General features: G+C 56.3%; 26 protein-coding genes. 13 read left to right on the forward strand and 13 right to left on the reverse strand.

Annotated elements, in window-relative coordinates; translation table 11 throughout:
- Positions 1 to 118: integrase core domain-containing protein (locus QV747_RS08615; protein WP_288791500.1), on the forward strand; the 118-nt coding region annotated here is incomplete at its 5' end.
- A gap of 139 nt (positions 119 to 257) precedes the next feature.
- On the opposite strand, the gene QV747_RS08620 is transcribed toward QV747_RS08615, so the two are convergent.
- The 5 genes from QV747_RS08620 to xth all read right to left on the reverse strand — a co-directional run bounded on the left by QV747_RS08620 (position 258) and on the right by xth (position 4,610).
- Positions 258 to 722, reverse strand: a complete 465-nt coding sequence (locus QV747_RS08620) for a YHS domain-containing (seleno)protein (RefSeq protein ID WP_273430885.1) — start codon at positions 720 to 722, stop codon at positions 258 to 260.
- Positions 723 to 1,077: 355 nt separating this feature from the next.
- Positions 1,078 to 2,301, reverse strand: coding sequence for an IS256 family transposase (locus QV747_RS08625; RefSeq protein WP_273430886.1), 1,224 nt, complete (start codon positions 2,299 to 2,301; stop codon positions 1,078 to 1,080).
- A 273-nt stretch (positions 2,302 to 2,574) separates the two neighbouring features.
- A complete protein-coding gene (locus tag QV747_RS08630) occupies positions 2,575 to 2,844 on the reverse strand; it encodes a hypothetical protein (RefSeq protein WP_273430888.1) in 270 nt (89 codons plus the stop codon).
- 322 nt (positions 2,845 to 3,166) lie between these two features.
- Complete coding sequence (locus QV747_RS08635; RefSeq protein WP_028449223.1) at positions 3,167 to 3,835, reverse strand: Crp/Fnr family transcriptional regulator; 669 nt, start codon at positions 3,833 to 3,835, stop codon at positions 3,167 to 3,169.
- 7 nt (positions 3,836 to 3,842) lie between these two features.
- Positions 3,843 to 4,610 carry an exodeoxyribonuclease III gene (gene xth, locus QV747_RS08640; RefSeq protein WP_273430890.1) on the reverse strand — a complete coding sequence of 256 codons (768 nt, stop codon included), beginning with the start codon at positions 4,608 to 4,610 and terminating at the stop codon, positions 3,843 to 3,845.
- Between the two features lie 282 nt (positions 4,611 to 4,892).
- Between xth and QV747_RS08645 the strand changes: the two genes are divergently transcribed.
- Positions 4,893 to 5,489 (forward strand): YSC84-related protein, encoded by a 597-nt coding sequence (locus tag QV747_RS08645; RefSeq protein WP_273430892.1) that lies wholly within the window; start codon positions 4,893 to 4,895, stop codon positions 5,487 to 5,489.
- A gap of 33 nt (positions 5,490 to 5,522) precedes the next feature.
- On the opposite strand, the gene QV747_RS08650 is transcribed toward QV747_RS08645, so the two are convergent.
- Genes QV747_RS08650 through QV747_RS08660 form a run of 3 tightly spaced genes read right to left on the reverse strand, consistent with a single transcriptional unit; the run spans position 5,523 to position 7,440 of the window.
- Entirely contained in the window at positions 5,523 to 5,999 is a 477-nt protein-coding gene (locus tag QV747_RS08650; RefSeq protein ID WP_028449220.1) for a DUF4124 domain-containing protein, read from the reverse strand.
- Positions 6,000 to 6,037: 38 nt separating this feature from the next.
- Positions 6,038 to 6,487: a hypothetical protein gene (locus tag QV747_RS08655; protein ID WP_273430894.1), complete on the reverse strand. Its 450-nt coding sequence runs from the start codon at positions 6,485 to 6,487 to the stop codon at positions 6,038 to 6,040.
- Positions 6,484 to 7,440 (reverse strand): Nudix family hydrolase, encoded by a 957-nt coding sequence (locus QV747_RS08660; protein ID WP_273430896.1) that lies wholly within the window; start codon positions 7,438 to 7,440, stop codon positions 6,484 to 6,486. Before QV747_RS08660 ends, QV747_RS08655 begins: the two co-directional genes overlap by 4 nt.
- Positions 7,441 to 7,512: 72 nt before the next feature.
- Here QV747_RS08660 and QV747_RS08665 point away from each other — a divergent pair, with 72 nt between their 5' ends.
- Complete coding sequence (locus QV747_RS08665) at positions 7,513 to 7,950, forward strand: hypothetical protein (protein ID WP_273430897.1); 438 nt, start codon at positions 7,513 to 7,515, stop codon at positions 7,948 to 7,950.
- A 465-nt stretch (positions 7,951 to 8,415) separates the two neighbouring features.
- Here QV747_RS08665 and QV747_RS08670 read toward each other — a convergent pair whose 3' ends face one another.
- A complete protein-coding gene (locus QV747_RS08670; protein ID WP_273430899.1) occupies positions 8,416 to 10,815 on the reverse strand; it encodes an ATP-binding protein in 2,400 nt (799 codons plus the stop codon).
- A 252-nt stretch (positions 10,816 to 11,067) separates the two neighbouring features.
- Positions 11,068 to 12,309, reverse strand: a complete 1,242-nt coding sequence (gene argJ / locus QV747_RS08675) for a bifunctional glutamate N-acetyltransferase/amino-acid acetyltransferase ArgJ (RefSeq protein ID WP_273430900.1) — start codon at positions 12,307 to 12,309, stop codon at positions 11,068 to 11,070.
- Positions 12,310 to 12,556: 247 nt separating this feature from the next.
- Here argJ and QV747_RS08680 point away from each other — a divergent pair, with 247 nt between their 5' ends.
- The 6 genes from QV747_RS08680 (at position 12,557) to QV747_RS08705 (ending at position 18,960) form a co-directional block, all read left to right on the forward strand.
- Positions 12,557 to 13,876, forward strand: a complete 1,320-nt coding sequence (locus QV747_RS08680; protein ID WP_047393493.1) for a sodium-dependent transporter — start codon at positions 12,557 to 12,559, stop codon at positions 13,874 to 13,876.
- 30 nt (positions 13,877 to 13,906) lie between these two features.
- A complete protein-coding gene (tsaA, locus tag QV747_RS08685) occupies positions 13,907 to 14,635 on the forward strand; it encodes a tRNA (N6-threonylcarbamoyladenosine(37)-N6)-methyltransferase TrmO (RefSeq protein WP_273430901.1) in 729 nt (242 codons plus the stop codon).
- The gene (locus QV747_RS08690) at positions 14,632 to 15,534 is read left to right on the forward strand and encodes a patatin-like phospholipase family protein (protein WP_273430902.1); all 903 of its coding nucleotides are present in this window, start codon (positions 14,632 to 14,634) and stop codon (positions 15,532 to 15,534) included. The genes tsaA and QV747_RS08690 overlap by 4 nt, the downstream gene beginning before the upstream one ends.
- 9 nt (positions 15,535 to 15,543) lie before the next feature.
- Positions 15,544 to 16,041 (forward strand): YaiI/YqxD family protein, encoded by a 498-nt coding sequence (locus tag QV747_RS08695; RefSeq protein ID WP_273430903.1) that lies wholly within the window; start codon positions 15,544 to 15,546, stop codon positions 16,039 to 16,041.
- A 12-nt stretch (positions 16,042 to 16,053) separates the two neighbouring features.
- A complete protein-coding gene (gene recG / locus QV747_RS08700; protein ID WP_273430904.1) occupies positions 16,054 to 18,132 on the forward strand; it encodes an ATP-dependent DNA helicase RecG in 2,079 nt (692 codons plus the stop codon).
- Positions 18,133 to 18,201: 69 nt separating this feature from the next.
- Positions 18,202 to 18,960 (forward strand): hypothetical protein, encoded by a 759-nt coding sequence (locus QV747_RS08705; protein WP_273430905.1) that lies wholly within the window; start codon positions 18,202 to 18,204, stop codon positions 18,958 to 18,960.
- A 62-nt stretch (positions 18,961 to 19,022) separates the two neighbouring features.
- On the opposite strand, the gene QV747_RS08710 is transcribed toward QV747_RS08705, so the two are convergent.
- Complete coding sequence (locus QV747_RS08710; protein ID WP_028449210.1) at positions 19,023 to 19,913, reverse strand: transporter; 891 nt, start codon at positions 19,911 to 19,913, stop codon at positions 19,023 to 19,025.
- Positions 19,914 to 20,225: 312 nt separating this feature from the next.
- Here QV747_RS08710 and QV747_RS08715 point away from each other — a divergent pair, with 312 nt between their 5' ends.
- Both QV747_RS08715 and QV747_RS08720 read left to right on the forward strand, forming a co-directional pair.
- Positions 20,226 to 21,080, forward strand: coding sequence for a GGDEF domain-containing protein (locus QV747_RS08715; protein WP_273430906.1), 855 nt, complete (start codon positions 20,226 to 20,228; stop codon positions 21,078 to 21,080).
- A gap of 97 nt (positions 21,081 to 21,177) precedes the next feature.
- The gene (locus QV747_RS08720) at positions 21,178 to 23,163 is read left to right on the forward strand and encodes a U32 family peptidase (protein WP_273430907.1); all 1,986 of its coding nucleotides are present in this window, start codon (positions 21,178 to 21,180) and stop codon (positions 23,161 to 23,163) included.
- A 120-nt stretch (positions 23,164 to 23,283) separates the two neighbouring features.
- Here QV747_RS08720 and QV747_RS08725 read toward each other — a convergent pair whose 3' ends face one another.
- Together QV747_RS08725 and QV747_RS08730 are read right to left on the reverse strand one after the other, a co-directional pair.
- Entirely contained in the window at positions 23,284 to 23,604 is a 321-nt protein-coding gene (locus tag QV747_RS08725) for an antitoxin Xre/MbcA/ParS toxin-binding domain-containing protein (RefSeq protein WP_273430908.1), read from the reverse strand.
- A gap of 64 nt (positions 23,605 to 23,668) precedes the next feature.
- Positions 23,669 to 23,992, reverse strand: a complete 324-nt coding sequence (locus QV747_RS08730; RefSeq protein WP_028449206.1) for a rhodanese-like domain-containing protein — start codon at positions 23,990 to 23,992, stop codon at positions 23,669 to 23,671.
- A 132-nt stretch (positions 23,993 to 24,124) separates the two neighbouring features.
- Between QV747_RS08730 and QV747_RS08735 the strand changes: the two genes are divergently transcribed.
- Together QV747_RS08735 and QV747_RS08740 are read left to right on the forward strand one after the other, a co-directional pair.
- The gene (locus QV747_RS08735; RefSeq protein ID WP_273430909.1) at positions 24,125 to 24,598 is read left to right on the forward strand and encodes a DMT family transporter; all 474 of its coding nucleotides are present in this window, start codon (positions 24,125 to 24,127) and stop codon (positions 24,596 to 24,598) included.
- A 20-nt stretch (positions 24,599 to 24,618) separates the two neighbouring features.
- On the forward strand, positions 24,619 to 25,302 hold the full coding sequence (locus QV747_RS08740) for a TIGR01621 family pseudouridine synthase (RefSeq protein ID WP_273430910.1): 684 nt from the start codon (positions 24,619 to 24,621) through the stop codon (positions 25,300 to 25,302).
- Positions 25,303 to 25,498: the final 196 nt, after the last annotated feature.

Below are 25,498 nucleotides of genomic sequence, written 5' to 3' on the forward strand. Positions count from 1 at the left end.
CCGTGACAAGATCGAACGTTGGCGACAGGATTACAATGAGTTTAGGCCGCATAGCGCACTGGGCGACCGGACTCCCAGCGAGTTCCGGCTCGCGCACCTTGAAGCCCGGGATCTCTAAGTCAGACCGCTCGGTTTGTAGGGAGGAGGTTACTGAACTCGATCGAGTTGCGACTTAAAGTTTGCTTGAAGAAACTGAGGCTCGGTCTGCGGTATATCACCACGCAGCGAGCCTCTAATGCCACCTTCAGGCGAAAATATCAGAGTCCTTTTGGCGGAACGTTCTTGATATCAGGCCAACGTACATAGGCTTGTTTCACGTAACCGTCTACATTCACTACCCAATCTTTGTAGGCATTTTTCGCTGTAAGAAACAGATAGCCATCTACGATTTTGTACGACAATGGATCACTGTCAACTTTCTTTTCTTTGGCCACTGCTTGTGCGCAAAAACCACCAAAGCGTGGTGCATATTGCGCTGGGTTGGCTTTGAATTTATTCAAATTGTCGCGGTTGGCGAAGTAATACGTGGCGCCTTCATAGCTAAACTTCAGGCTGCTATCACCAGGCTGTGGTTTGCCATTGAAATACGACATTGGATCGAAGCCACGCAGGGCAACCCCATTTTCATCGATATTCACCGGAGCGCCTGAACTCGGGTTAAAGGCATAGGCAGAAGTTTGCGCAACACCAAAAACCAACGTAGTCGTCAGCAAAGCTTGCAATACGGATCGACCTACCATGTTTACCCCCTTATTTATCTTTTAATAATTAAGCAATATTGCTTACGGAAGCAGATTTAGCCAGAGACAGAATTACGTAGTCAACTCGCTTTAATTACAAATCAAAACTGCTGTATTACTACAACAAAAAGCAAAATCATATTAGGGTTTGCGCCTAATTAGCACCACTTTCGCAGTGCTGAGCTACCGTCTAGATGGTGAATTTAAGTGCCCACTCCAACTCAGTTGGTTGGCATCGGGCGCTAGACTACGGGAAGATGAATGATGAGGATGTGAGAGGTTTCACACTTATCGAAAGCGAGGGTGTGCAGAATTTTGTGTAAATCGGCCTCGTTGATTACTGAGGAAGTCGTTCCTCAAACTGGATAGTAAACCGGGTTAGCGCCGCTTTCCAATCCCGCAGTGGCATCGTCCATTTTTGGCTGATATTACGCAGTGCTAGGTAGAACAATTTCAGCAACGCTTCGTCGCTCGGGAATGAGCCTCTGTTTTTCATCAGCTTGCGCAGGCTCATGTTCATCGACTCAATCGCGTTGGTCGTGTAAATCACCTTGCGAATTTCCGGCGGGAAGTCAAAGAAGGGAATCAGCCGCGCCCAATTGCGCCGCCAGGATTGGCTGATCGGCAAATATTCTTCATCCCAGCGCGCTTCAAATTCAGCCAGCCGCTGTTCGGCCTCCTCGACCGTCGCCGACTGGTAAATCCGCTTCAGGTCTTCCGCCACCGCTTTGCGCCGTTTCCACGACACATAATTCAGGCTGTGACGCACCATATGCACGATGCACAGCTGCACCGCTGTTTTGGGGAAGACCGCTTCAATCGCTTCGGGGAAGCCTTTGAGTCCATCGACGCAGGCAATGAAGATATCCTGCACGCCGCGATTGCGCAGCTCGGTGACGACCAGCAGCCAGAATTTGGCGCCTTCAGTCTGAGCAACCCACATTCCTAGCACCTCCTTCTCACCCGCCATATTGACGCCCAGTGCCAAATAGACCGCTTTGACACGCACACTACCTTCGCGGACTTTGACATGAATGCAGTCCAGATATGTAATCGGATAAACCGCGTCTAGCGGCCGAGATTGCCAGGCTTTGACTTCGTCGATGACCACATCGGTAACCGATGAAATCAGGCTGGGCGACACCTCGGTGCCATACATTTCTTCCAGATGAGCCTGAATCTCGCGCACCGTCATGCCACGTGCGTAGAGCGAGAGGATTTTGTCATCAAAGCCAGTCCAGCGGGTCTGGTGCTTGGCGACGAGCTGTGGCTCGAAAGTGCCATGCCGATCACGTGGCACTTCAATCGGCAGTTCACCGAATTCACCTTTGAGCGTTTTACGGCTGCGCCCGTTGCGGGTATTGCCGCTGGTGTTGCTGACTGGCTGGTTTTTGCCATGACCTAGATGCTCAGCCATTTCGACATCGAGGGCTTTTTCGACGATCAGTTTGGTCAGGTGCTTGAGCAGACCCTGCTCACCGATGAGGTCTTCGGGTTTTTGGTAGTTGGCCAGCAGGTCTGTGATTAATTCATCAGGAATGGGGTGTTTTGGGGGCGTCATGGTGTCTCCGGGCAATACGGCAGTTTCCTACCAAATGACCGTTTACACAAAATTTAGGACACGCTGCACATTGGGCGGTAAGCTTTTGATACTAGGCCAGAGCACACAGGCTTTCTTCACGTAGCCGTCCACGTTCACTACCCAATCTTTGTACACGTTTTTTGCGGTCAGAAAGAGATAGCCATCCACAATTTTGTACGACAGTGGATCGCTATCGACTTTCTTTTCTTTGGCGACCGCTTGCGCGCAGAAACCACCAAAGCGCGGCGCGTATTACGCTGGGTCGGCTTTGAATCTATTCAGATTGTCGCGATTAGCAAAGTAATACGTCGCACCTTCATAGCTGAATTTCAGGCTGCTATCTCCGGCCTGCGGCTTGCCACTGAAATACGACATTGGATCATAGCCACGCAGCGCTACCCCGCTGTCATCAATATTCACTGGCGCACCTGAGCTTGGGTTAAAAACTTGTGCCGCCGGGTGAGCAACACCCAGTACCAAGACTGCTGTCAGCAAAGCACGTGATACAGATCGACCTACCATGCTTATCCCCTTATTTATTTTTTAATAATTCAGCAATATTGCTTACAGCGCAGATTTAGACAGAGACGGTTTTTCGTAGTCAACTTACGTAGATTACAAATCAAAACTACTGCATTACTACAACACAAAGCCAAGACATATTAGGGTTAATACCCAATACAGACCAATTTGAGACCGCTGATCAGCCAGCAAGGGGCGTAAAAAAGCGCCCGGGCCAACGCAGAAAGTTGGCAGCGGACGCTAGACTACGGCAAGGGCCACTGGCTGGATGTGAGGGGTGTCACAGCGCCTCGGTCAGCAAGATACCCTACATGGTATGCGCTTAAGGCAATTGATCCATCTTGCTTAGCAAGATATACCCCCCGCGCATTGAGAGCCAACCCTGGGTCTCCCAGGCGCTCAGCTGTTTGTTGACACTCTCGCGGGTGGCGCCAACAAAATTAGCTAACTCTTGCTGGGTGAGTTTCAAATCAATGCGAATGCCATCTTCAGTGGTATCACCGTGATTGTGCGCCAGATGGCGCAGCACTTTGGCCAGACGCTGCGGCAAAGGCAGGAATAAAGTGTCTTGCACCAGCTCATCCGCTGCCCGCAAACGTTCGCACAATGTCTGAATCAGCGAGCGCATCACCAGCGGGTGGGCGTTCAGATACTGATCCACCACTGCGCGTTGCAGCACCAGCAATTCGCAATCTTCGAGCGCCTCGACGGTAGCGGTGCGTACGCCGCCATCCAGCATGGCCAGCTCACCAAACACTTCACCCGCTTCCAAAATGGCCAGCGTCAGCTCGCGGCCTTCGGTGTTACTGCGCGTGACTTTCAGCCGGCCGTGCAGTACGGCATACATTTCATCGCTGCGCTCACCTTGTGCCAGCACGATCTGCCGGGTGCGAACATGGCGGGACTGAGCGTGCTCAGCCAGCTCGGCCAGTTCTTGATAGCTCAGTTGGCAGAACAGGCTGCTGCCGGAAAGTAATCTTGCTTTATCCATGGGGTACTCAGTTTAAAGTCGCCACGACCGGCGTGTGATCGGATGGACGCTCATGCTTGCGTGGCTCAACATCGATCACACAGGCGGTACAGCGCGGGGCCAGGGCGGTTGATAATAAAATGTGATCAATCCGCAAGCCCGCATTTTTCTTAAAGGAAAAGCCCCGGTAATCCCACCAGCTAAAGGCTTTCTCAGCTTGTTCAAACAGACGGAAACTATCTACCAGCCCAAGATCGAGCAGGCGTTGAAAGGCTTCGCGCTCGGCAGGCGACACCAACACGCCACCCGCCCATTTCTTTATATCATGCACATCCCGATCTTCCGGGGCGATGTTGTAATCGCCCAGCAAAGCGAGCTGGGGATATTGCTGTAATTCTTGGGCTAGCCAATCGGTAAGCGCGTTCAGCCAAGCCAGTTTGTAGGGGTATTTATCCGATTCCAGATCCTGGCCATTAGGAATATACGCCCCAACCAGCCGCACCCCATTAACCGTGGCCGTGATCACGCGTTTTTGCGGATCATCAAAGCCGGGGATATTGATCACCACATCTTCAATCGGTGCGCGGGCAATAATCGCCACGCCGTTATAGGTTTTTTGCCCCGCAAAAGCGACCTCAAATCCCGCCGCACGAATTTCATCGGCCGGAAAGACCGGATCATCCATTTTGGTTTCCTGCAGGCAGAGCGCAGTCACCTCCGGATTGGCTTGTAACCAATCCAAGACCTGCGGTAAGCGAACTTTGAGTGAGTTCACATTCCAGCATGCAATTTTCATTCCGTGATTACCCAGCTTTACCCGCGCCTTCAGTTCATGACACGCGGGTTTAATTACAAAATCCCCTTATTGTGCATGAAATATGCCTCCCAAGGGGAGTTGGGCTGACAGCAAGCATGATTCGCTTCACACTACAGCCTCAGTTTCATCGTAAAACCAGTGTCAGTCTTGTCAGTTTGTCATGGATTTGTTTTATTGCGCAGCGATGATGTGAATATTCCAGTTGGTTTAGCCAAGCTTGCTAACGATACTCACTATTCACCGACTAACAGGAGATCCTCCATGTTAAAGCGCATGTGCCTTCCCCTACTTGCAGTCAGCCTGATCACCCCGCTGTATGCCGCCGAACAGCCTACCAACCCAAGCAGCACCAGCGCCAAACAGGCGACGCCCGCTGAGCGGCGGGCCAATATTGATCGCAATACGCAAAGTACGCTCAAGTTGATTTATCAAAAGTACCCGCAAGCCAAAGCTCAAATTGCAAAAGCCGCGGGTTATGCAGTTTTTAAAACCGGTGGCGTCACGGTCTTTTTCTTGGGGGCCGGCGGCGGTGAAGGCGCGGCTTATCGGCAAGGCAAAGCGACTTATATGACCATGTTGCAAGGTAAAGTCGGTCTGGGATTGGGTGGCAAAGAAACCCGTGAAGTGCTGGTCTTTACCGATGCCAAAGCCTATGAGCAATTCATAACACAAGGCTGGGCAGCAGATGCAACCGCTACGGCAGCCGCCAAAGCGCACGATAAAGGCGCAGGGATTGCGGGAGCAAAACGCATCGCGGATGGAATTTATATCTATCAGATTACCGAAAATGGCTTGATGGCCGAAGCGACGGTCGCAGGGTCTAAATACTCGGTGAGCAAAGAGCTAAATCAGCAGTAAACCATTAGCCGGGATTGACACTCAGCGCCCGGCTTATTTTTTGGCTGGTGTATTTTTGATGCCATAGCCCGCCTTGGACAAGGCGGCTTGCCAGAGCGGGCTATTAAATTCTTTCAAAACTTCCTTGCCCAATTGCAGCACGGGCGGGCGGGCCTGCATCGTGCCGACCACGTTGAAAAAAGCCAGCATACTTTTTTCATTGGCCGGATCCACATTGCGGACATCATATTGCACACCACGCCGATCCAGCAGTTCTAGCGCTTGTGAACAGGCGGGTTCACAGCTCGCACTCACCCACAACACCACCTGTGTTTCATTGTTAGCCTGATCAACACTACTTGCCCGGCTTGCCTGCCCGACAGTATTGGGGCGGATTTTGCGCTCGGTGTATTGCACACTGGGCGGCGGCTGATCGGAATAAAACACCCGGCCATCGGCATCTCGCCATTGATAAACTTTGCCCGCCAGCGCGGGAGCCGCCAGCAAACACAGTAAAAGTGCACGTTTCATCTTGCCCACTCCAATCCACATCTAGGCCTGATTGTGGCTCATTTTACTGCGCCTTGCCCAGTGCCCGGCACACTGGTCAGCACTTCAATGAGCTGCCCATCAATATTTAGCTGCAGTACCCAATCGTGGCGCTGCTGCGTACACATGGGTAAGGCCATACTCGCGCGATAGCTGCCGTCACTTTGAGCTTGTAGCTGATAGCGATTAGGTCCCATTTCCATGCCGCTCATCTGCCAGCTGGCACTCGCGGCCTGCTGGGCGCCGGTGAGTTGCAAGGTAAACTGCCCCTGCGCAGGCACGCCGCCAATAACTTGCAAGCGGATCGCTGGCAAGTTAGGTCGTTGCACCTCACACGCCTGAGCCAGACTGGGGCAATCTACGCGTATCGCTGGCGTAGCCGCCACGTTACGCGGCCCAAGCCAGGTATAAAGCCCAATCATGCCCAGCGCAGCCACTAGCAACGCCAACCATTGCTTATGCGCTGTCATTCGCTAATCCACGCGTCACGCAGCACCGCGACCCCATGCGCGCCGGCAGCATGAGCTTGCGGTAGCGTGCTCACACTTTGCCCACCAATCGCATAACACGGCGCTGCCCAGCCTAAGGCCAGTAAGCGAGTGAACTCTTCCCATCCGAGTGGAGGCTGCTGCGGATGGCTAGCGGTACTCGCCACATGCCCAAGCAGAGTGTAATCAAGCCCTAATTGGTTCGCTGCCACCAGCTGTGACTCATTGTGGCAAGAGGCGCCAACCCAATTAAAACCACGCGGGCGCTGATCCAGCGCACTTAATTGCAGCGACGTTAAATGCCAACCATCGGCCTCACCTGCATAACTCGCACTATGCGGGCCGTGCACCAGTAGTTTTCCGCCATGCGGCCGTGGCATCTGCTGCAGTTGTGTAACCAAAGCTCGATACTCTTCCTTCGAGCATTGCGGCTCGCGCAGCACCAGCCAGGCCGGCTCGGCTTGCCAATATTGCGCCATCTTTGTCAGCCACTGCGCCGCTGGCAGGGTGGCCCCCGGCGAAATCAGCAAACGCTGGGGCAGTGCCAGCCCGCGCAGGATTGGGCCATTGGCCGGCAAAATCGGCGACTGCGTCAGCTGCCCTACCCGCAGCCAAGCAAACTGTTGCGCCTCGCGGCTATGCAACTCGCCTTCCCAAGCCGTGACGATAAAAAAACGCAATTCCACCGTGGCATGCGGATATTCAAATCGCTGGCAAATCCAGGGGCGCGCAGCAGTTACACGAATACCTAGCTCTTCATGCAATTCGCGTTGTAGCGCAGCCAAAGCGCTTTCGTTTTCTTCTAGCTTGCCACCGGGGAATTCCCAGTAGCCTGCGTACACTTTGCCGGCGGGTCGGCTAGAGAGTAGAAACTGTCCATCTGGGCGTACTAATATCCCGGCAGCGACGCGAGTGACTTTCTTAACGCTCATCATCAAAAATCTCTGATTTAACTTGCAAAACACCAACCACAAGCAATGCTTTGATCGTATCAATTCGTCAGCTTTATGCCTGCCATGCTTCGGCACCTGATTGAAATTCAGCACAGCAATTGCCAGCGCACCCTCACGCAGCTTAATACCTTGCTGCATGCACCCGAGCTAGTTTGCGGCATTATTGCGGTATCACCACAAACGGTGGTGGGCCAACTTGGCTGGGGCGCGCTGCTGCATGCGCTGATTGTACATGAACAGGATTGGTATCTTCTGCGCGACGCCCCGATTACCCTCCTTAATCAGCTCTCACCACGGCTGTGCGATGCGCCACGCATCTTTTTTATTGACCACCTGATTCCTCACCTGAGCGAGCATAGCGCTCAGAATTTTGCCGATTACTTGGTCCGCCTCCCCCCCAGTTTACTCAGCGATGAAAATCGCACCCGCCTGCAAGCGCTGGGCTGCCCATTACAGGGCACGCCAGTCAGGTTCATGCCGCTAAACGCATGATGTAAGGCCGTTTTTTCTGTAAACCCTACTTGTATAACTCTGCGGCGAAGTGCTAAATTGGTTTCGTTGCCGTGACAATGGGGTTACGGCAGCACGTACGGTTGTGCCAACAGGCCGGCACCGCAGTGCTGGCGAGGCAGGAGACGACACTCCTGCAACGAGCTGCCCGTTGGAAACACGGGGCGGCACCTGTCAGCAAAATCAGCGACGTAGATAGTGAAACCTTCAAGGAGTTCGTTATGCGAATCAACTTCATGGAAGGCTTAGCGAGTACGGTCAACGATGCGTTGATGAACTTGTTCCGGGCCTTTAAAAACCCTGCCAAATTAGACCACGACGACGAGAGAAATCTCGCATTGGAGATCGCGGAACCTTATCGGTAGGTATGGCCAAAACAAGCCCTGAATGATTGAAGTAACAACGGAGCCGCGAGGCTCCGTTTTCATTTGCAGCGCTAGCACTGCATCAGCTACCGCTATACAGGCTGCCATGCGCCCCCTGCTCGGCCGGCGCTTCCACCGGCAGGCGCAAGCTAAACCATACCCCACCAGCGGGTGCATCTTGCAGCTCTAGCACGCCACCCAAAGTGCCATTGACCAGCGAATAGACCAGATACAAGCCCAGACCACTACCGCCGTGTCCAAAACGGGTAGTAAAAAAGGGGTCAAACACCCGTTTTTTGATGGCGTCGGGGATGCCGCAACCATTATCGCGATAACTTAGCTCAATTTGCTGAGCGTTCAGCATCCGGCCATCCAGCACAATCTGCCCTTCCTGTTCTGGGGTAAAGGCATGCACCAAGGAGTTATGAATAAAGTTGCTAATAATTTGCTCTAGCGCCCCAGGGTAGCTCAGCAACTGTAGCCCGGCCGGAATCCGGTTTTCAATCCGCACATTTTTATGCCGCAAATTGACGGCCTGCGCGGCGATCGTTTCCTCGATCACTTGGCGCAAATCGAAATCGCGCCGCTTGCTAGAAGCGGTATCCACCGCCACCTGTTTCAGATTTGCGATCAGATTACTGGCACGGCGGGCGTTGCGCTCGACCAGCTCAGCGATCATGCTGCTTTCATCCAGATATTGCATCAGTAGCGAACGCTTCATCGCGCCCTCATTCACCGCCCCCAGAATTTCGCGGTTTTTCTCCAGCAAGGTACTCGCGGCGGTGAGCGTCGTGCCCAGCGGGGTGTTCAGTTCATGCGCAAAGCCGGCCACCAGATTACCCAGCGAGGCCAATTTTTCAGATTCCACCAAGTGAGCCATGGCTTTTTGCAACTCCAGCGTGCGCTCCACCACCCGTTGCTCAAGCTCGGTATTGCTCTGCTGCAGCTTGGCATTCAGGCGGGCAATATCGGCCTGAAAAATCTGCCGCTCAATATTGGCCAGCGCCCGGGTGCCGATAATCGCTAGCTGATTGGCCTGCTGCACTTCATCCACCGACCAGTTTTTAATACTACCCGGATGCTCAATCAGCAGCGCACCATACAGGCTTTCGTTCAGCCGCAAGGGCACGATTAATACCGACAATACCTGCCGTGCCTGAAACAAACGCTCATAGCATTCCCAGGTCAGCTGATGGTGTTGCGCATTATGCGCCACCGTCATTTCCCCCTGCCGCAGGCTATTGAGCAGTCGCGGCGGTAAGGCCAGCCGTTCTAGCTCGACTTGACCAAAAATCACTGAAAATTGCTGCAAATCCGGCTCAAATGCAGCATAGCGGGCCAAGACCTTGGGCATGATTTGGCAAGCGGTTTCGCACAAGAGCTGCGCCAATGCCGCTAGCTCACAATGCTCCAGCTGCGGGTGATTGGCTAGCTCCAGCAAGATGCGCCCTGGGCTGGGGCGTAGCCCGGCCAGGTCTTCCAGCTCGGTGAGTTGCTGCCGGTAATCATGCGGGCTGATTTGCTCGCGCAGCGCCATCGCGGCTTTGTACGCCGCCAAGGTGAGGCTGGCATCTTGATTACGCTCGGCCAGGGTGGATTGCAATTCCAGCAAGCGCATTTGAATATGCGCCGAGCCGGAGCGCGTGGCGTAATCAATCCCGACTGCGACTTCCAGCAGTGCTTCCTGCAACTTAGCCTGCTCGGCCAGCGCCTGCGCGCGCACGCCATGAATATTCGCCAGCGCCCACATATGATGCGATTGCTCGCATATGCGTTGCGCTTCATCCAGATGCTGTAAAGCCGCAGCGATGTTGTGCTGCGCCAGTTCGACTTCGGCGATCCGGAATAAAATTTCGCCGAGATCATCCAGATGTTGCAGGCGCTCCGCCAGCTGCAAAGATTCCTGATACACACTCAATGCCGCAGGCAGATCGGCGATGTGATACAGATTCACCCCAAGATTGAGCAAGATGTTCAGCAACAGCATATCGTCGCCCAGCGGCCGCCCGCGGGCCTCAGCCTGGCGCAGCAAAATCACGGCGGTGTGATTGTCATTAAGCGCATCGTAGATTTGCGCGATGCCCAGCTTGGCCCATGTCCAGCTCACCTGATCATCGGCCAGCGCCGCCACTTCCAGGCAATGTGCCCAGGCCTGCATCGCTCGCCGGTATTCCGCCCGGGTGTAGACCGCGCGGCCAATCACATTCAGCAGGCGCGCTTCATCTTGAAACAAGTGATAGCTCTGCGCCAGCTGCAGCGCTTCATACAAAATACTGATACTGGCATCCGGATAGCCGTGCTGATCAATCACCAAGCCATAATCAATCGCGATGGCGATAAATGCGGCATGATCGTGCATCGCCCGCGCGAGGCGAAAACCGGCCTCGCAATCGTTAAACGCTTCAAAGCGATCGGTAAATACCCGCCGGTGGATTTGCGCCACCATGGGCTGCAGCAAGGATGAAATCGTGGGCTGGGTCATGCGCCGCGTCTCGCAGAAGATGCTTCACTATAGAACCGCCCCGCCCCAGCGGCCAGCCCAATCAGCCCTGCAGGGGTATAGCCTGAAAAGCATTATTCTATAAGCAATAAAAAAGGATACCCACCAGGGTATCCTTTTTACTTAGCCCATCCACACGGCGTTAGCACACCGCTGCGCACGTCTTAGCACCTAGCCGCCAAGCGCATGCAGATCAACCCACGCAAGGCGGAGGGGCAACTCAGCGTGGCCAGCTTAGCTGCGATATTCGGCGTTGATTTTCACGTAGTCGTACGAGAAATCGCAGGTCCACACCGTGGCGCTGTGCGCGCCGCGCTGTAGATTGATATTGATTGCGATCTCGGCTTTATTCATCACCGCTTGCCCTTGCTCTTCGCGGTAATCGGGGTGGCGGCCGCCATCTTTGGCGACCAGTACGTCATCGAGCCGCACCTCGATCTGATCGACATCCAGATCTTGAATGCCGGCGTAGCCAATCGCCGCCAGAATCCGCCCCAGATTAGGGTCAGAGGCAAAAAACGCGGTTTTCACCAGTGGCGAGCGGCCAATCGCATAGCCCACCGCCTTGCATTCGTCGTAGCTCGCGCCGCCACTAACATTAATGCTGATGAATTTGGTGGCGCCCTCACCATCGCGCACGATGGCCTGTGCCAGAAACTGCGACACTTCCACCACTGCCGCCTGCAGCGCGGCAAATTCGGCGCTGTCGGCCGCAGTGATTTCGGCATGGCCAGCCTGGCCGGTGGCGATCAGGATGAACGAGTCATTGGTGCTGGTATCGCCATCGACGGTAATGCTGTTAAACGATACATCGGCCGCGTGCTTGAGTAAGCCCGGCAGCAAATCCTGGCTAATCGCCGCATCGGTTGCCACATAGCCCAGCATGGTGGCCATATTCGGGTGAATCATGCCCGAGCCTTTGGCGATGCCGGTAATCGTGACGGTTTTGCCGCCGATCTGGATTTGTTTGCTACTGGCTTTGGGCACGATGTCGGTGGTCATAATCGCGCTGGCTGCTGCAGCCCAGTTGCTGGGCGACAAATCGGCGGTAGCCTCAGGCAGTGCGGCGATGATTTTCTCGCTCGGCAGAGGCTCCAGGATCACGCCGGTTGAAAACGGCAACACCTGCTCGGTGGCCAGGCCCCAGCTGGCGGCCAACTCAGCGCAAATGGCGGTGGCGCGATTCAAGCCATCCACCCCGGTGCCGGCATTGGCATTGCCGGTATTGACCACCAGTGCCCGAATTTCCTTGCCCCCAGCCGTATACTGCTGCAGGTATTGCTGGCAAAGCCGTACGGGTGCAGCGCAGAAACGGTTCAGCGTAAACACGCCGGCCACTTTGCTGCCTGGTGCCAGGCGAAACACGGTGACATCCTTGCGGCCCGGTTTTTTAATGCCTGCCGAAGCGATACCGATTTCAACACCGGCAACCGGATGCAGTGCGGCGGGGTCCAGGGGGGCGATATTCACAGGCATGGGCACTCCAGCAAGGTAAGCAAGAAAAGCCGCCATTGTAACCGAAGCTGCTAACAGAATTAAGAAAGCCCGTGAAAACACAGTGTGCAGCCCCGTGCACCGTCACTGCTCGCTGTACGAACTATTCGCAATAGAGGCCAGCCGGTAAATCCGGCACACTCGGGCTTGGGTTATTGCCGATCAATCGGGCGCGCAAAAGCGTGCCGCCAGCCGGATAAGTGGCTGTTTTGTTGTGGATGTGTGCTGTATGTCTCGTGCGAATTGGGGTTCAAAACTCGGCTTTATTCTGGCCACCGCCGGCTCGGCCGTGGGCCTGGGAGCGATCTGGAAGTTTCCATATATGGCGGGCAAAAATGGCGGCGGCGCCTTTTTGCTGGTGTATCTGGCCTGCGTATTTACCGTGGGCATCGGCATGCTGCTGGCCGAAATGCTGATTGGCCGGGCGGCACAAAAATCCGCGACTACCGCTTTTCGTAATCTCAAAGGCGGCCTATGGCCGTGGGCAGGCCGCTTGTCGGTGCTGTGCTCGTTTCTGATTTTGTCGTTTTATTCGGTGGTGGGCGGTTGGACCTTTGCCTACTTGTACCAATCGGCCACCGGCGAAGCCATCACCCGCGATGTGGCGGTGCTAGAGCAGCTGTTTACCCGCTTTATTGCCGACCCGCTGCAGGCCATTATTTACACTACGCTGTTTCTGGGCGTTACCACCTGGGTGGTCTTGCTGGGGGTGGAAAAAGGCATCGAGCGCTGGAGTAAAGTGCTGATGCCGATGCTGTTTTTCCTCTTGCTGGTCTTGATTGGCCGCTCGCTGACCTTGCCGGGAGCGATGGAAGGCGTGCGCTATTTTGTGCAACCCGATTTCTCGCAGCTCACCGCCGCGATTGTGCTCGATGCAATGGGGCTGGCGCTGTTTTCGCTCTCAGTCGGCTTGGGGCTGCTGATTGCCTACGGCTCATATGTGGCGCCAGGCACCAATCTGGCGAAAACCTCACTGTGGATCACCACGCTGGCCACGCTGGCCTGCCTGCTGGCCGGGCTGTTGGTGTTGCCGGCAGTCTTTGCCTTTAATGTGAATCCGGGTGCGGGGCCAGGGCTCACCTTTATCACCATGCCAGCGATTTTTGCGCAAATGCCGTTTGGCCAAGGCTTTGCGATTGCGTTTTTCCTGTTGCTGATTTTTGCTGCGCTAACATCATCTGTATCGATTTTGGAGCCGATCGTAGCCTTTCTGATGGATGAATTCGGCTTCGCCCGCCCCAAAGCCACCTGGATTAGCGCCGTGAGCGTGTGGGTATTCAGTATTCCGGCCGCGCTGTCGTTTGGCGCCATGAAAGATGTGCTGCTGTTTGGCAAAACCGTGTTTGATCTGATGGATTACCTCACCAGCAATCTGATGCTGCCAGCCGGCGGGCTGCTGTCGGCGCTGTTTGTCGGCTGGGCGATCTGGTCACGCATTCAGAGCGATCTGCAAGCCGAAGGCTCGGCGCGTATCTTGCCGGTCTTCAAACTGGTGTGTGCCTGGGTTTCGCCACTGGTGATCGGCGCCATCTGGTGGCACAGTCTGTAACACCACAGCGGTAAAACTGCGCTGTCTGAAATGCCGGCAGTTTGGCACAATGCGCGCGTGACTACCTTTACCCTTTCGCCGCTGGGCTATCTGGCGACGCCGTTTGCCGATAAATTCGGCATCCCGCGTCAGCCCAGCTTGGCGCCTCATGCCATCGGCAGCCTCACGCTGTTGCCGCCGTATAACCGCGCCGAATGCGTGCGCGGCCTGGCTGATTTTTCCCATGTGTGGCTGAGCTTTATTTTTCACGAAGTGGCCGGCCAATGGTCGCCCACCGTGCGCCCACCGCGGCTGGGTGGCAACGCCAAGGTTGGCGTATTTGCCAGCCGCAGCCCGTTTCGCCCCAACTCGCTGGGTTTATCGCTGGTGCAGCTCGTGGATATCGACTGCAGCGCCGGCGCCACCCTGCGCTTTGCCGGGGTCGACCTGGTCAATGGCACCCCAATTGTCGACATTAAGCCGTATATTCCGTTTGTAGAAAGCCAGCCCGCCGCCCGTGGCGGCTTTGTGGCCGGCCCGCCGCCGCAACTGCAAGTGTATTTTAGCCCGCAGGCCGAGGCCCAACTGGCGGCCAGCACCCTCCCGCATTTGCGTGCGCTGATCACCGAAGTACTGGCGCAAGACCCGCGCCCGGCCTATGCCGACGACCCGACGCGGCTGTATGGGGTGAGGCTGTATCAATATGATGTGAAATGGCGCTGCGATGGGCAGCTAGCCATGGTTGAATATCTGCAAGATTTGCTGGAGAACCCCTTGTGAGCATCCTGATTTATCTGCGCCGTAGCGTCGTGTGCGCCAGCGTCGGCCTGCTGGCCGCCTGCGTCACCAACCCGAGCAATGACAAAGCCCCCGCACCTAGCCCGGCCCCTACGCCGGCGCCCGTGAAAATCGGTCTCGCGCTCGGCGGTGGTGCAGCCAAGGGCTTTGCCCATATCGGCGTGATTAAAATGCTGCAAGCTAATGGCATTAAGGTCGATATTGTGACCGGCACTAGCGCGGGTAGCGTGGTGGGCAGCCTGTATGCCAGCGGGCTGGATGCCTTTGCCCTGCAAGAAAAAGCCGTGGCGCTGGATGAAAGCCAGATTCGCGATGTGAATTTACTTGGCGGCGGCCTCGTGAAAGGCCAAAAGCTGCAAGATTATGTGAATCAGCAAATCGGCAACCGCCCATTTGAAAAATTGCCCAAGCCCTTCGCCGCCGTGGCCACCGATCTGGATACCGGCGCGCGGGTGGTCTTTAGCCGGGGCAATGTGGGCCAGGCGGTGCGCGCGTCCAGCAGTATTCCCGGCATATTTGTCCCCACCGTGATCGGCAGCCGCAAATTTGTCGATGGCGGCGTGGTGAGCCCGGTGCCGGTGGATGCCGCCCGCGAGCTGGGTGCCAATCTGGTGATTGCGGTAGATATCTCGGCCAAAGCCACTGGCAAATCATCCACCAGCACGCTGGGCATGATGAATCAGGCCATTGTGATCATGGGACAAAAACTGGGTGAGCAAGAGCTGGCCCGCGCCGATGTGGTGATTACCCCGAAAGTAGGCAAAATTGGCCCTAGCGATTTTGATCAGAAAAATGTCGCCATTCTCGAAGGCGAAAAAGCGGCGCTGGCCGCTCTGCCGCTGATTCGCAAAAAAATCGCCGAGCGCCAAGCCGGAAAATAAGCAGGGTATATGCCAGCAGACCATACTGATCAAACCCTAGCGCCAGATACCCGTCTACCGCATCTGTGGGTCGATGCCGATGCCTGCCCGGTGGTGATTAAGGAAATCATCTTTCGCGCCGCCGAGCGCTTGCAATTGCCCACGGTGCTGGTGGCCAATCAGCTACTGCGGGTGCCGCCTTCCAAAGTGATTCGGGCGGTGCAAGTAGCACAAGGCTTTGATGAGGCCGACCACTGGATCGCCAGCCAAGCCCTGCCCGGCGATTTGGTGATTACCGCCGATATTCCGCTGGCCGCCGAAGTGGTGGGCAATGGCGTGGCGGCGCTCAATCCGCGCGGCGAATTTTACAGCGCCGAAAATATCCGCGAGCGGCTGAATATGCGCGATTTTATGGAAACCCTGCGCAGCAGCGGCCAACAGCTGGGCGGCCCCGCGCCCTTTAGCGCCAGCGATCGGCAAGCTTTTGGCCGCAGCCTGGATCGCTTTCTCGCCAAAATCCGGCGCTAAGCCGCGCGCAGATTGCCTTGCGGCGCATTTGCCGCTACAGTAGGCGCATTACAGAACGATTGTTCCATAATGGATTTCGCCAAGCTCACCGCCGCACAGCAAGCCCGCCTGGCCAAGCTGGGCATCCAGCGCCCGCTGGATCTGGTGCTGCATTTGCCCCTGCGCTACGAAGATCAAACCCAGCTTTACCCGCTGGCCGAAGCGCCGCTGGGCAGCCCTGCGCTGGTCGAGGGCGAAGTCACCTCCTGCGAAGTCACCTTTAAGCCACGCAAACAACTGGTCGCGCGCGTGAAAGACGACACCGGCAGTGTGATGGTGCGGCTACTGAATTTTTACCCGAGTCAGGCTCAGCAGCTGGCCGTTGGCAAACGGGTGCGGCTGTATGGGGAAATCCGCCGCGGCTATTTTGGCCCCGAAATGGTGCACCCGAAAATCCGCGTCGGCGGTGAAGTGAGCCTGCAAGACGCGCTCTCACCGGTGTACCCCACCACCGCAGGGCTGGCACAGCACCAGCTGGCGGGGCTGATTGCCAAGGCGCTGGCTAGCACCCCGCTGCCCGATACTTTACCCGCACCGCTACTGCACGAACTGGGCTTACCCGACTTTGCCAGCAGCGTGAAATTGCTGCACCACCCCACGCCGGATATCCCGCAGATTTTACTCACCGCCCGCACTCATCCGGCCTGGCGGCGGCTGAAATTTGATGAGCTGCTGGCCCAGCAGCTCTCGCTGCGCTTGGCACGCGCGATCCGCCGCGAACGGACGGCGCCAGTCATCGCACCAAGCGGCGCGCTGGCCGCCCAGCTGGTGGGCAATCTGCCCTTTGGGCTGACGGGCGCGCAGAAAAAAGTCTTGCTAGAAATCACCCAAGATTTGCAGCAATCCCACCCCATGCAGCGCCTGCTGCAAGGCGATGTGGGCGCGGGCAAAACCATTGTCGCCGCCGTGGCGGCGTGCCAGGCCATTGAGGCCGGCTATCAGGTGGCGATGCTGGCGCCGACCGAGATTCTAGCCGAGCAGCATTATCAAAAACTCAGCCAGTGGCTCAGCCCGCTGGGCGTGCGCGTGATCTGGCTGACCGGCAGCCTGAAAGCCAAAGAAAAACGCGCAGCGCTCGCCGCCGCGGAAGACGGCAGCGGCCAGCTACTGGTGGGCACGCATGCGATTTTTCAGGCCAGCGTAACGCTGCACCGGCTGGGGCTGGCGATTGTGGATGAACAGCACCGTTTTGGCGTGGCCCAACGCTTGGCGCTGCGCGAAAAAGGTGGCAGCCCGCATCAGCTGATGATGAGTGCCACCCCGATTCCGCGCACCTTGGCGATGAGTTTTTATGCCGATTTGGATGTCAGCATCATCGATGAGCTGCCACCGGGGCGCACGCCGATTGTCACCAAACTGGTGTCAGACGCCCGCCGCGATGAAATCATCACCCGCATCGCGGCCAAAGTGGCCGAGGGCCGCCAAGTGTACTGGGTGTGCCCGCTGATCGAAGAATCGGAAACCTTGCAGCTCCAAACTGCCGTCGACACCCATGCCCAGCTGGTGGAAGAGCTACCCGGCATCGCCGTGGGCTTGCTGCACGGCCGGATGAAACCCGATGAAAAAGCCAACACCATGGCAGCATTTGCCCGCAACGAGCTGCAGGTGCTGGTGGCCACCACGGTGATTGAGGTGGGCGTAGATGTCCCCAATGCCAGCCTGATGGTCATCGAACACGCCGAGCGCATGGGGCTCTCGCAATTGCATCAGCTGCGCGGGCGCGTGGGCCGCGGCGCCCATGCCAGCCTGTGTATCTTGCTGTATACCGGCCCGCTGGGCGACACCGCCAAAGCGCGGCTGAAAGTGATTTACGAGCACACCGATGGCTTTGAAATTGCCCGACAGGATTTACAGATTCGTGGGCCGGGCGAGCTGGCCGGGGTACGGCAATCGGGCGTACCCATGCTGCGCTTTGCCGATCTGGAAGCCGACGCCGATCTGTTGGAAGAAGCCCGCGCCACCGCCGAAGACATCCTCGCGCATCAACCCGAGCTGGCCCAGCCGCACCTTGATCGCTGGCTACCGGGGCGCGAAGCCTTGCTGCGCGTGTAATCTACAGTAGGAAATGTCATCAAAGGCCACTACAATGGCATATTGTTTGACTGAAAAAGATCCGCATTCGTGTTTTCCCACCTGCTCTCTCGCCCGCTTGCCGGCCTGTTGTCAGTGTGTTGGCTAAGCCTTGCCGCGCATGCCGAGCCCCTCAAGCTGCGCATTGCGCTGGATTCAGCCTGGGCGCCGCCGCAGGTGGTGCTCGATAATGGCGAGCCGGTGGGGGGCCTGTATTACGAGCTGTTGCTACAAATTGCCCGCAATGTGAATGCCACGCCGGAATGGCTACAGCTGCCCCGCAAACGCCTGCCACAAGCACTAGAACAAGGGCTGATCGATCTCTGGTGCCACACCAACCCCAGCTGGCAAGAACGGAGCTATCCACCCGAACGCTGGAGCAGCCTTTTTTTACGGCAGGAAAATGTCATTATCCACGCCCCGCAACATGGCCATGCGCCGTTCAAGCTCGATCAGGGCGAGCATCGCAGCATTGGCACGGTCTTGGGGTTTCGCTACCCGCTGCTTGAGCCCTACTTTCAGCGCGGTCAGTATCGCCGGATTGATGCGCCCAGCCAGCAAGCCTTGCTGCGTTTTACCCAAAGCGGGCAATTGCATCTGAGTGTAGTCAACCGGCTGATCGTGGATGAATTTAACCACCAGCAAGCGCCGCAGCTACGCGTACCTATTGTGCAAACGCTGGATATTCGCGACACCTATTGCCTGCTCAGCAGCAATCCTCAAGTCCCGGCCGAGCAGCTCAAACAGGCAATCCGCCAACTCGCCACCCAGGCACCGCCGATTGTGCTGCGCTATGGTGCGCCCAACTAGCAGGGTATCGCCACCAAGCCATTACGCAGCAATGCATTTTGCGATATACCCCAACTGGTATATCAGCGCCAAGTATGCGACATCACCACTGAGAAATTACGTGATTTGCTAGTGCCGGCTGAATTGCTCAGTGGCCATTCGGCAAACAGCTTCATGCTATTGCCACCGCCAAAGTTGTAATACAGCGCCACTTCACCATCCCAATCATTTTCGCCGTTGTTATCCGCCCGCCCTAGCCGGGTGGTGGCGCCGCCGTGGTGATATTCGGCCGAGACGGCCAGCCAGTAATCGCGCATCGAACCATAACTGGTGCTGAGTTTGAAGTTGTACAGCGGGTCTTGGCTAAAGGTGCCGCCGCGGTAATCGTCGTTATCCGAAAACCAATTCATACTGGCAAAGCCTTCCACCAGCCAGCGCCCTTGGGTGTAGCCCAGCTGGCATTCCGGAATCACCATCCAGCGATTGCTGCCCGGGTTGCTGCCGCGCCGGCTGTCATACGAGCCCAGCGGTAGCGACACCAGCAGCTGGCAACCGCTGCTGAAACCATCGCGGTTATAGCGTTTTAGCTCTTCCCAGCTCAGCGCCGGCATGCGGTAAACGCCCATGCCAAACGACAGCATCGGGTCGCCCAGCCCCGACTGATCGTCGCCCCGCCGGCGGCTATTGCGAAAATCCTGTTCGATCTGGCGATATGGGACTTGAATCCCGGCGTAGGCCAGCTGATCGGCCAGCGCAAAATACTGCACATGCCGCAGCGAATAGGTTTGCACCGTTTGTTCTTCAATCTCGCGCGGGCCACGCGGCGCTTCGCTCTCGACCACCCGATAACGCAAAGATGTTCGTGCCACATCGCTGGCGTTCAACTCGTAAGTACGCGGGTCATCCGCAAAGCTGACAGTATGAAAACTGCTTGCCAGCAGCAAAGGAAGCAGAAAAAGCGGGCGGGTAGACATCAGCTAGAGGGGAATTCAGATTCGCGACAGCCCGAATGTAGCGCATTTTTTAGGCAGCCTTTTGACAAAACCCCAGCCACTGGTTTTTTTTCTGCATCAATACAACAGAAAAGTCTCAATACCCCTTGGTGGTATACGGATATAGCGCAGATATAAATTAGCATTCCAGCATATACTCATACAAAAGTTCCCAACAAAATCTTTTAAAAGCCTGACCCAAAGCAATCAAACATCGACATATTTAGCCACCCCAGCAACTATACTGCCAGAGCCGACCTCATCCTGAGGTCATTTCCAACGCGGTGAGTAGGAATGGATAAAATCACAACCTGGCAATGGCTAGTATTGCTGCTGGGGGTGCGGGCGCTGCTGGAGTTTATTCCGCTGCCGGATGTGCACGATTTCTACGGCTTGCTGATCACCAGCCTGGTGCTGGTGGTGATCTGGCGGCGCTTTAGTTATCAAGAGCGCTTATTGCGACCTTTTTTGCTCGGCGTGCTGATTTATTGGCTAGGCCATGTGTTTGATTACATCGATGGTTTGCATCAGGGCCAGGGCTTTTGGGGGCACAACGCCGATATTCTGGATGACATCTTGTTTGCGGTGGGCTTTTGCCTGATCGGCATTGCTTTTGTCCGGGTGATGCACGATCGCAATCACCTGATCGCACAGCTCCATCGCGAAAATCAGCGCAGCCAGGCGCTGCAGCAAACTTTGTATCAGCAAGCCTATAGCGATGAACTCACACAGCTGGGCAATCGCCGCGCCCTGTTTGAAACCTTGCAGGCAAAAATCGCTGCCGGCGAAAGCGGTACCCTACTCTATATCGATGTGAATAATTTTAAGCCCGTGAATGATCGCTTTGGCCATGAAGTGGGCGACGAAGTGCTCAAGCGCTGCGCGCACTATATTCAGGCCCCCGATGTGGTGGCGTACCGCTTGGGCGGCGATGAATTTGTGGCGCTGTTGGGCGCGCAAAACCCGCAGCAATGGATACTAGCCCTCTGTCAGCGGGCCAAGCCGCTAGCACAGGAATACGGCGTGACCTTCAGCGTGGGCTGCGCCGCATTTGGCGGCCCTGCGCCACTCACCGCCGATGCCTTAATCGCGCAGGCCGATCAGGCCATGTATCGCGAAAAAACCAGCAGCAAATCCCGCAGCCGCTAGCCGGCTAATGTGAAGAATTTCCTTGGCAAATCTGCCGCACAAGCCTTTGATTCCGCTATACTTCCGCGCCTTAATGCTTCACATACCGGATTGACCCATGCTGTTGCCGCACCAACTCGAATTGCTTGCCCCGGCCAAAACCGCCGAAATCGGCCGCGAAGCCATCCTGCATGGCGCCGATGCTGTGTATATCGGCGGGCCGGGCTTTGGCGCGCGGCATAATGCCGCCAATTCGGTAGCGGATATTGCCGGGCTGGTTGAATTTGCCCATCGCTATCACGCGCGGATTTTCGTGACGCTCAATACGATTTTGCATGACAGCGAGCTTGAGCCGGCGCGCCAGCAGATTATTGAACTCTACAACGCGGGCGTGGATGCGCTGATCGTGCAAGACATGGGCGTGCTCGCCCTAGATATTCCACCGATTCAGCTGCACGCCAGCACGCAATGCGATATTCGCACCCCAGAAAAAGCCGCCTTTTTGGCCGACGCAGGCTTTTCGCAAGTGGTGTTGGCACGCGAACTGGGCTTGGGCAAGGTCAAACAGATCAGTGATTACATGGGTGATCGCGCCACGATTGAGTACTTTATTCACGGCGCGCTGTGCGTGGCATTTTCGGGCCAATGCAATATCAGCCACGCACATACCGGCCGCAGCGCCAATCGGGGCGACTGCTCGCAAGCCTGTCGTTTGCCGTACACGCTGACCGATCAAAATGGCCGGGTGGTGGCATTCGACAAACACCTGCTGTCGATGAAAGACAACGATCAAACCAATAATCTGGCAGCGCTGATCGACGCAGGCGTGCGCTCATTCAAGATCGAAGGCCGCTACAAAGACATGCAGTATGTGAAAAACATCACCGCGCATTATCGCCTGCTGCTCGACGAAATCATGGCCGAGCGCAGTGAATTTGCCCCAGCTTCCAGCGGGCGTACCGAGCTGTTTTTCCGCCCGAACGTGGATAAATCCTTCCACCGCGGCCACACCGATTATTTTGCCACCGGCCGTAAAGAAGACATCGGCGCCTTTGATTCGCCCAAATATGTGGGTGTACCGCTAGGTACCGTGACCAAGGTCACCGATAAATATTTCGAGCTGGAAGTCGCCGATCAGAACGACGCGATGAGCAATGGCGACGGGCTGAACTTCATGAAAAAACGTGAAGTGATTGGTGTGCAAGCCAATACGGTCGAAGCCGCGAATAAAGCCGCCGGCATTTGGCGCGTGTTCCCGAATGAAATGATGAGCGAATTGGTGGGTCTGAAAGCCGGTACGCCCATCCACCGCAACCGCGATCACGTGTGGGAGCAGGCACTAACCAAAAAATCGGCCGAGCGCAAAATCGGCGCTTGGCTCACCTTGAATGAAACCAGCTCCGGGCTGGCACTGACGATGACTGATGCCGATGGCTGTACGGCAACAGCGCAAGTTGAGCTGGCGCTTGAAGTGGCGCAAAACGCTGATAAAGCCTGGAGCACGCTGCGCGATAATCTGGCCAAATTGGGCAACACGATGTTTTATGCCGAAGACGTGGCATTGAATTTAAGCCAGCCGTGGTTTGCGCCCGCGTCGGTGATTAATGCACTGCGCCGCGAGGCGGTGGAGCGATTAGAGGCAGCCCGTAGCGCCGCGTGGGTGCGGCCCGAGCGCAAAGCCGAGCTCAACCCGCCGCCGGTGTATCCCGAAGACACGCTGTCGTTTCTGGGCAATGTTTACAACGCCAAAGCACGCGAGTTTTACGCCAAGCATGGGGTTAAATTAATCGCTGCAGCGTATGAGGCGCACGAAGAAGCCGGCGAAGTACCGCTGATGGTCACCAAACATTGCCTACGCTTTTCGTTCAATCTGTGTCCGAAACAGGCCAAAGGGGTGATCGGGGTGAAGGGGCAGATTCGCGCCGAACCGATGACGCTGAGCTCAGGCAGCGAAAGTTACCGGCTAGAATTTGACTGTAAACCGTGCGAAATGCATGTGGTCGGCAAGATGAAATCGCATATTCTGAAATCGCCACCGCCGACGACGGCCAATGCCCAAACCATTACCTTTTATAAAAGCAAACCGGACGGCTACGGCCACTAAGCCGTCACCGCACCCGGCTGAAGTTTGAGCCTGCGCGCGCAATCGCTAGCGCAGGCTCGCCGCCAGCATGTGCTGAAGCGCAAAAGAGGTTTAAGTTTTAAATCAGTTGAATGAGTGCGCTTATTCGGCGCCGGCTTGCCGCCATGGCGGCAGCGGATCGTATTGCAGCAGGAGCTGGCGCGCCAGCTCAACGCCGTTTTCCGTGCCCACCAAGGTCGCAGGCGCGGCGCCGTGCAGATCGTGATGCGGACAGGTTAGCCATTTCACCACGGTGGGCAGATCGCCCAGCTTTTCGATCGCAATATCCAGCAAAGGCAGCCAGGGTAGGAAATCATAGGGCTCGAACTGCATCACCGCGCGCATGTCGGCATACAGATCGGGGTTATGCGCCAGCTCATGTTCGAGCAGGGCGAGAAACTCTTCGATTCGGCGTAATTCCATGGGTATTGGCCTAGCCGCCTTTATTTTATTAGCCCCCAGGCACATACCCAGGGGAATTAATTACTTAATAACGCGCCATCGTCGGGTCAACTTCATCGGCCCACGCCGCCACGCCACCATCCAGATTGATCATCTCAGCAAACCCCTGCCGCTCCAGAAAGCCGGCCACCTGATAGCTACGCACGCCGTGATGGCAGATCACCACATAGCAGGCATCCGGATCTAGCCGCGCTTGCTCGCTCGGGATATGACCCATCGGAATATTGATGCTGCCGGGGATTTGGCACAGGGCAAATTCCCATGGTTCACGCACATCCAGCAAATTAGGCGCAGCTCGCTCGGCATCGGCTAGCCACTGGCTCAGTTCAACAGGGGTTAAGTGCTGCATGATCAGGTCCGTCTCGGGTCAAAAAAGCTCCGCTATTGTACGGACTCCCGCTTACCTTGATAGCAAATTTTGCGGCAAAAATCAGCCAAGCCAGTACAATCAGGGCCTGATTTCTTTTCGGATAGCCACCCCATGAATAGCTTTTACGCTCTGTTTGCCCTGGTGATTGGGCTGGTGGTGCCACTGCAGGCCGCAATTAATAATCAGCTTAAAGCCATGATTGGGGGCAGCACCTTGCTAGCGGCGCTGGTGTCGTTCGTAGTGGGTTGCATTACCTTGCTGCTCATTTCTCTGGCCAGCGGACAAAAGCTGGGCGCATTGGCCGGCATCGCCAAAGCCGAGCCGTGGATGCTGGCGGGCGGCTTATTGGGCGCGATGTTCGTGTTTGGCACCACCCTGATCGCGCCCAAACTCGGCGCAGCCTCGATGATGGCGCTGATTATCAGCGGACAAGTCATCGCCTCTTTGCTGTTTGACCGTTTTGGCTGGCTGGGCTTGCCGCTGCGCGAGCTCTCTTGGCCACGGCTGGCGGGCGCCGCCCTGATCGTCGTGGGCGTGCTGCTGGTTAATTTTGGCGATCAGTTCGCCAGCGCGCGCAGCGCCTGATCGGTAGCCCAGCAGCCCTTATGAGCATCACTATCCCTATTCTGGCGCAGGAGCCCGACTTTATCGTGGTGGATAAACCCGCCGGGCTCGACTTTCACAGCCAGGATGGCTCCGCAGGGCTGGTGCAGCTGGTACGCGCGCAAACGGGTTTGGCCGAGCTGTATGCGGTGCACCGGCTGGACAAACTCACCTCCGGGCTCTTGCTCCTTGCGCGCAGCAGCGCCGCTGCCAGCGCGCTGGGGGAGCTATTTAGCCAGCACCAGATTCGCAAATATTATCTGGCCATCAGCGCGCACAAACCCAGTAAGAAACAGGGCAAAGTGCGCGGCGGCATCGAAAAAGGGCGTGGCGGCAGCTACCGCTTGGTGCGCGAAGGCGGGCAACTGGCGATCACGCAGTTTTTTAGTTACGGCCTCGGCGAAGGCTTACGACTGTTTGCGCTCAAACCACTCACCGGCCGCACCCATCAGCTGCGTGTCACGCTCAAAAGCCTGGGCAGCCCGATTCTCGGCGATAACCGTTATGGTGGCAGCGAAAGTGATCGGGGGTATCTGCATGCATACGAGCTAGCATTTAGCCTGCACGGACATACCTACCACTACCAATGCCCGCCAAGCACTGGTACGGCTTTTCTAACCACAGCTTGCAGCGCCCAGCTGGCGAGCTTAGGCTCACTAGACGCCCTGCCCTGGCCCGCCGCTTAAAGCCACCCCAGTCACATACCAACGTCATTTTTGCGCAAAAATTGCGTATGAATTCAAGTCGCTTTTGGTTCGGATTTGACCCGAATCAAAGTCAAAAATGACGCATAAATATCTCGAAAATTACACCGCCGTAATTTAAATAAGTGGATGAATTAAAACGACAAACGTGTGCTGACACACTAGGCAAAGCTTGTCA

The sequence above is a fragment of the uncultured Chitinibacter sp. genome, assembly GCF_945957625.1.
GTDB classification, from domain to species: domain Bacteria; phylum Pseudomonadota; class Gammaproteobacteria; order Burkholderiales; family Chitinibacteraceae; genus Chitinibacter; species Chitinibacter tainanensis.

Excerpts from the sequence above, each read along its gene's own strand:
- QV747_RS08625 (WP_273430886.1), bottom strand. The coding sequence starts at position 2,301 with ATGACGCCCCCAAAACACCCCATTCCTGATGAATTAATCACAGACCTG.
- QV747_RS08630 (WP_273430888.1), bottom strand. The coding sequence starts at position 2,844 with ATGGTAGGTCGATCTGTATCACGTGCTTTGCTGACAGCAGTCTTGGTA.
- QV747_RS08635 (WP_028449223.1), bottom strand. The coding sequence starts at position 3,835 with ATGGATAAAGCAAGATTACTTTCCGGCAGCAGCCTGTTCTGCCAACTG.
- xth (WP_273430890.1), bottom strand. The coding sequence starts at position 4,610 with ATGAAAATTGCATGCTGGAATGTGAACTCACTCAAAGTTCGCTTACCG.
- QV747_RS08645 (WP_273430892.1), top strand. The coding sequence starts at position 4,893 with ATGTTAAAGCGCATGTGCCTTCCCCTACTTGCAGTCAGCCTGATCACC.
- QV747_RS08650 (WP_028449220.1), bottom strand. The coding sequence starts at position 5,999 with ATGAAACGTGCACTTTTACTGTGTTTGCTGGCGGCTCCCGCGCTGGCG.
- QV747_RS08655 (WP_273430894.1), bottom strand. The coding sequence starts at position 6,487 with ATGACAGCGCATAAGCAATGGTTGGCGTTGCTAGTGGCTGCGCTGGGC.
- QV747_RS08660 (WP_273430896.1), bottom strand. The coding sequence starts at position 7,440 with ATGATGAGCGTTAAGAAAGTCACTCGCGTCGCTGCCGGGATATTAGTA.
- QV747_RS08665 (WP_273430897.1), top strand. The coding sequence starts at position 7,513 with ATGCCTGCCATGCTTCGGCACCTGATTGAAATTCAGCACAGCAATTGC.
- QV747_RS08670 (WP_273430899.1), bottom strand. The coding sequence starts at position 10,815 with ATGACCCAGCCCACGATTTCATCCTTGCTGCAGCCCATGGTGGCGCAA.
- argJ (WP_273430900.1), bottom strand. The coding sequence starts at position 12,309 with ATGCCTGTGAATATCGCCCCCCTGGACCCCGCCGCACTGCATCCGGTT.
- QV747_RS08680 (WP_047393493.1), top strand. The coding sequence starts at position 12,557 with ATGTCTCGTGCGAATTGGGGTTCAAAACTCGGCTTTATTCTGGCCACC.
- tsaA (WP_273430901.1), top strand. The coding sequence starts at position 13,907 with ATGCCGGCAGTTTGGCACAATGCGCGCGTGACTACCTTTACCCTTTCG.
- QV747_RS08695 (WP_273430903.1), top strand. The coding sequence starts at position 15,544 with ATGCCAGCAGACCATACTGATCAAACCCTAGCGCCAGATACCCGTCTA.
- QV747_RS08710 (WP_028449210.1), bottom strand. The coding sequence starts at position 19,913 with ATGTCTACCCGCCCGCTTTTTCTGCTTCCTTTGCTGCTGGCAAGCAGT.
- QV747_RS08715 (WP_273430906.1), top strand. The coding sequence starts at position 20,226 with ATGGATAAAATCACAACCTGGCAATGGCTAGTATTGCTGCTGGGGGTG.
- QV747_RS08720 (WP_273430907.1), top strand. The coding sequence starts at position 21,178 with ATGCTGTTGCCGCACCAACTCGAATTGCTTGCCCCGGCCAAAACCGCC.
- QV747_RS08725 (WP_273430908.1), bottom strand. The coding sequence starts at position 23,604 with ATGGAATTACGCCGAATCGAAGAGTTTCTCGCCCTGCTCGAACATGAG.
- QV747_RS08730 (WP_028449206.1), bottom strand. The coding sequence starts at position 23,992 with ATGCAGCACTTAACCCCTGTTGAACTGAGCCAGTGGCTAGCCGATGCC.
- QV747_RS08735 (WP_273430909.1), top strand. The coding sequence starts at position 24,125 with ATGAATAGCTTTTACGCTCTGTTTGCCCTGGTGATTGGGCTGGTGGTG.
- QV747_RS08740 (WP_273430910.1), top strand. The coding sequence starts at position 24,619 with ATGAGCATCACTATCCCTATTCTGGCGCAGGAGCCCGACTTTATCGTG.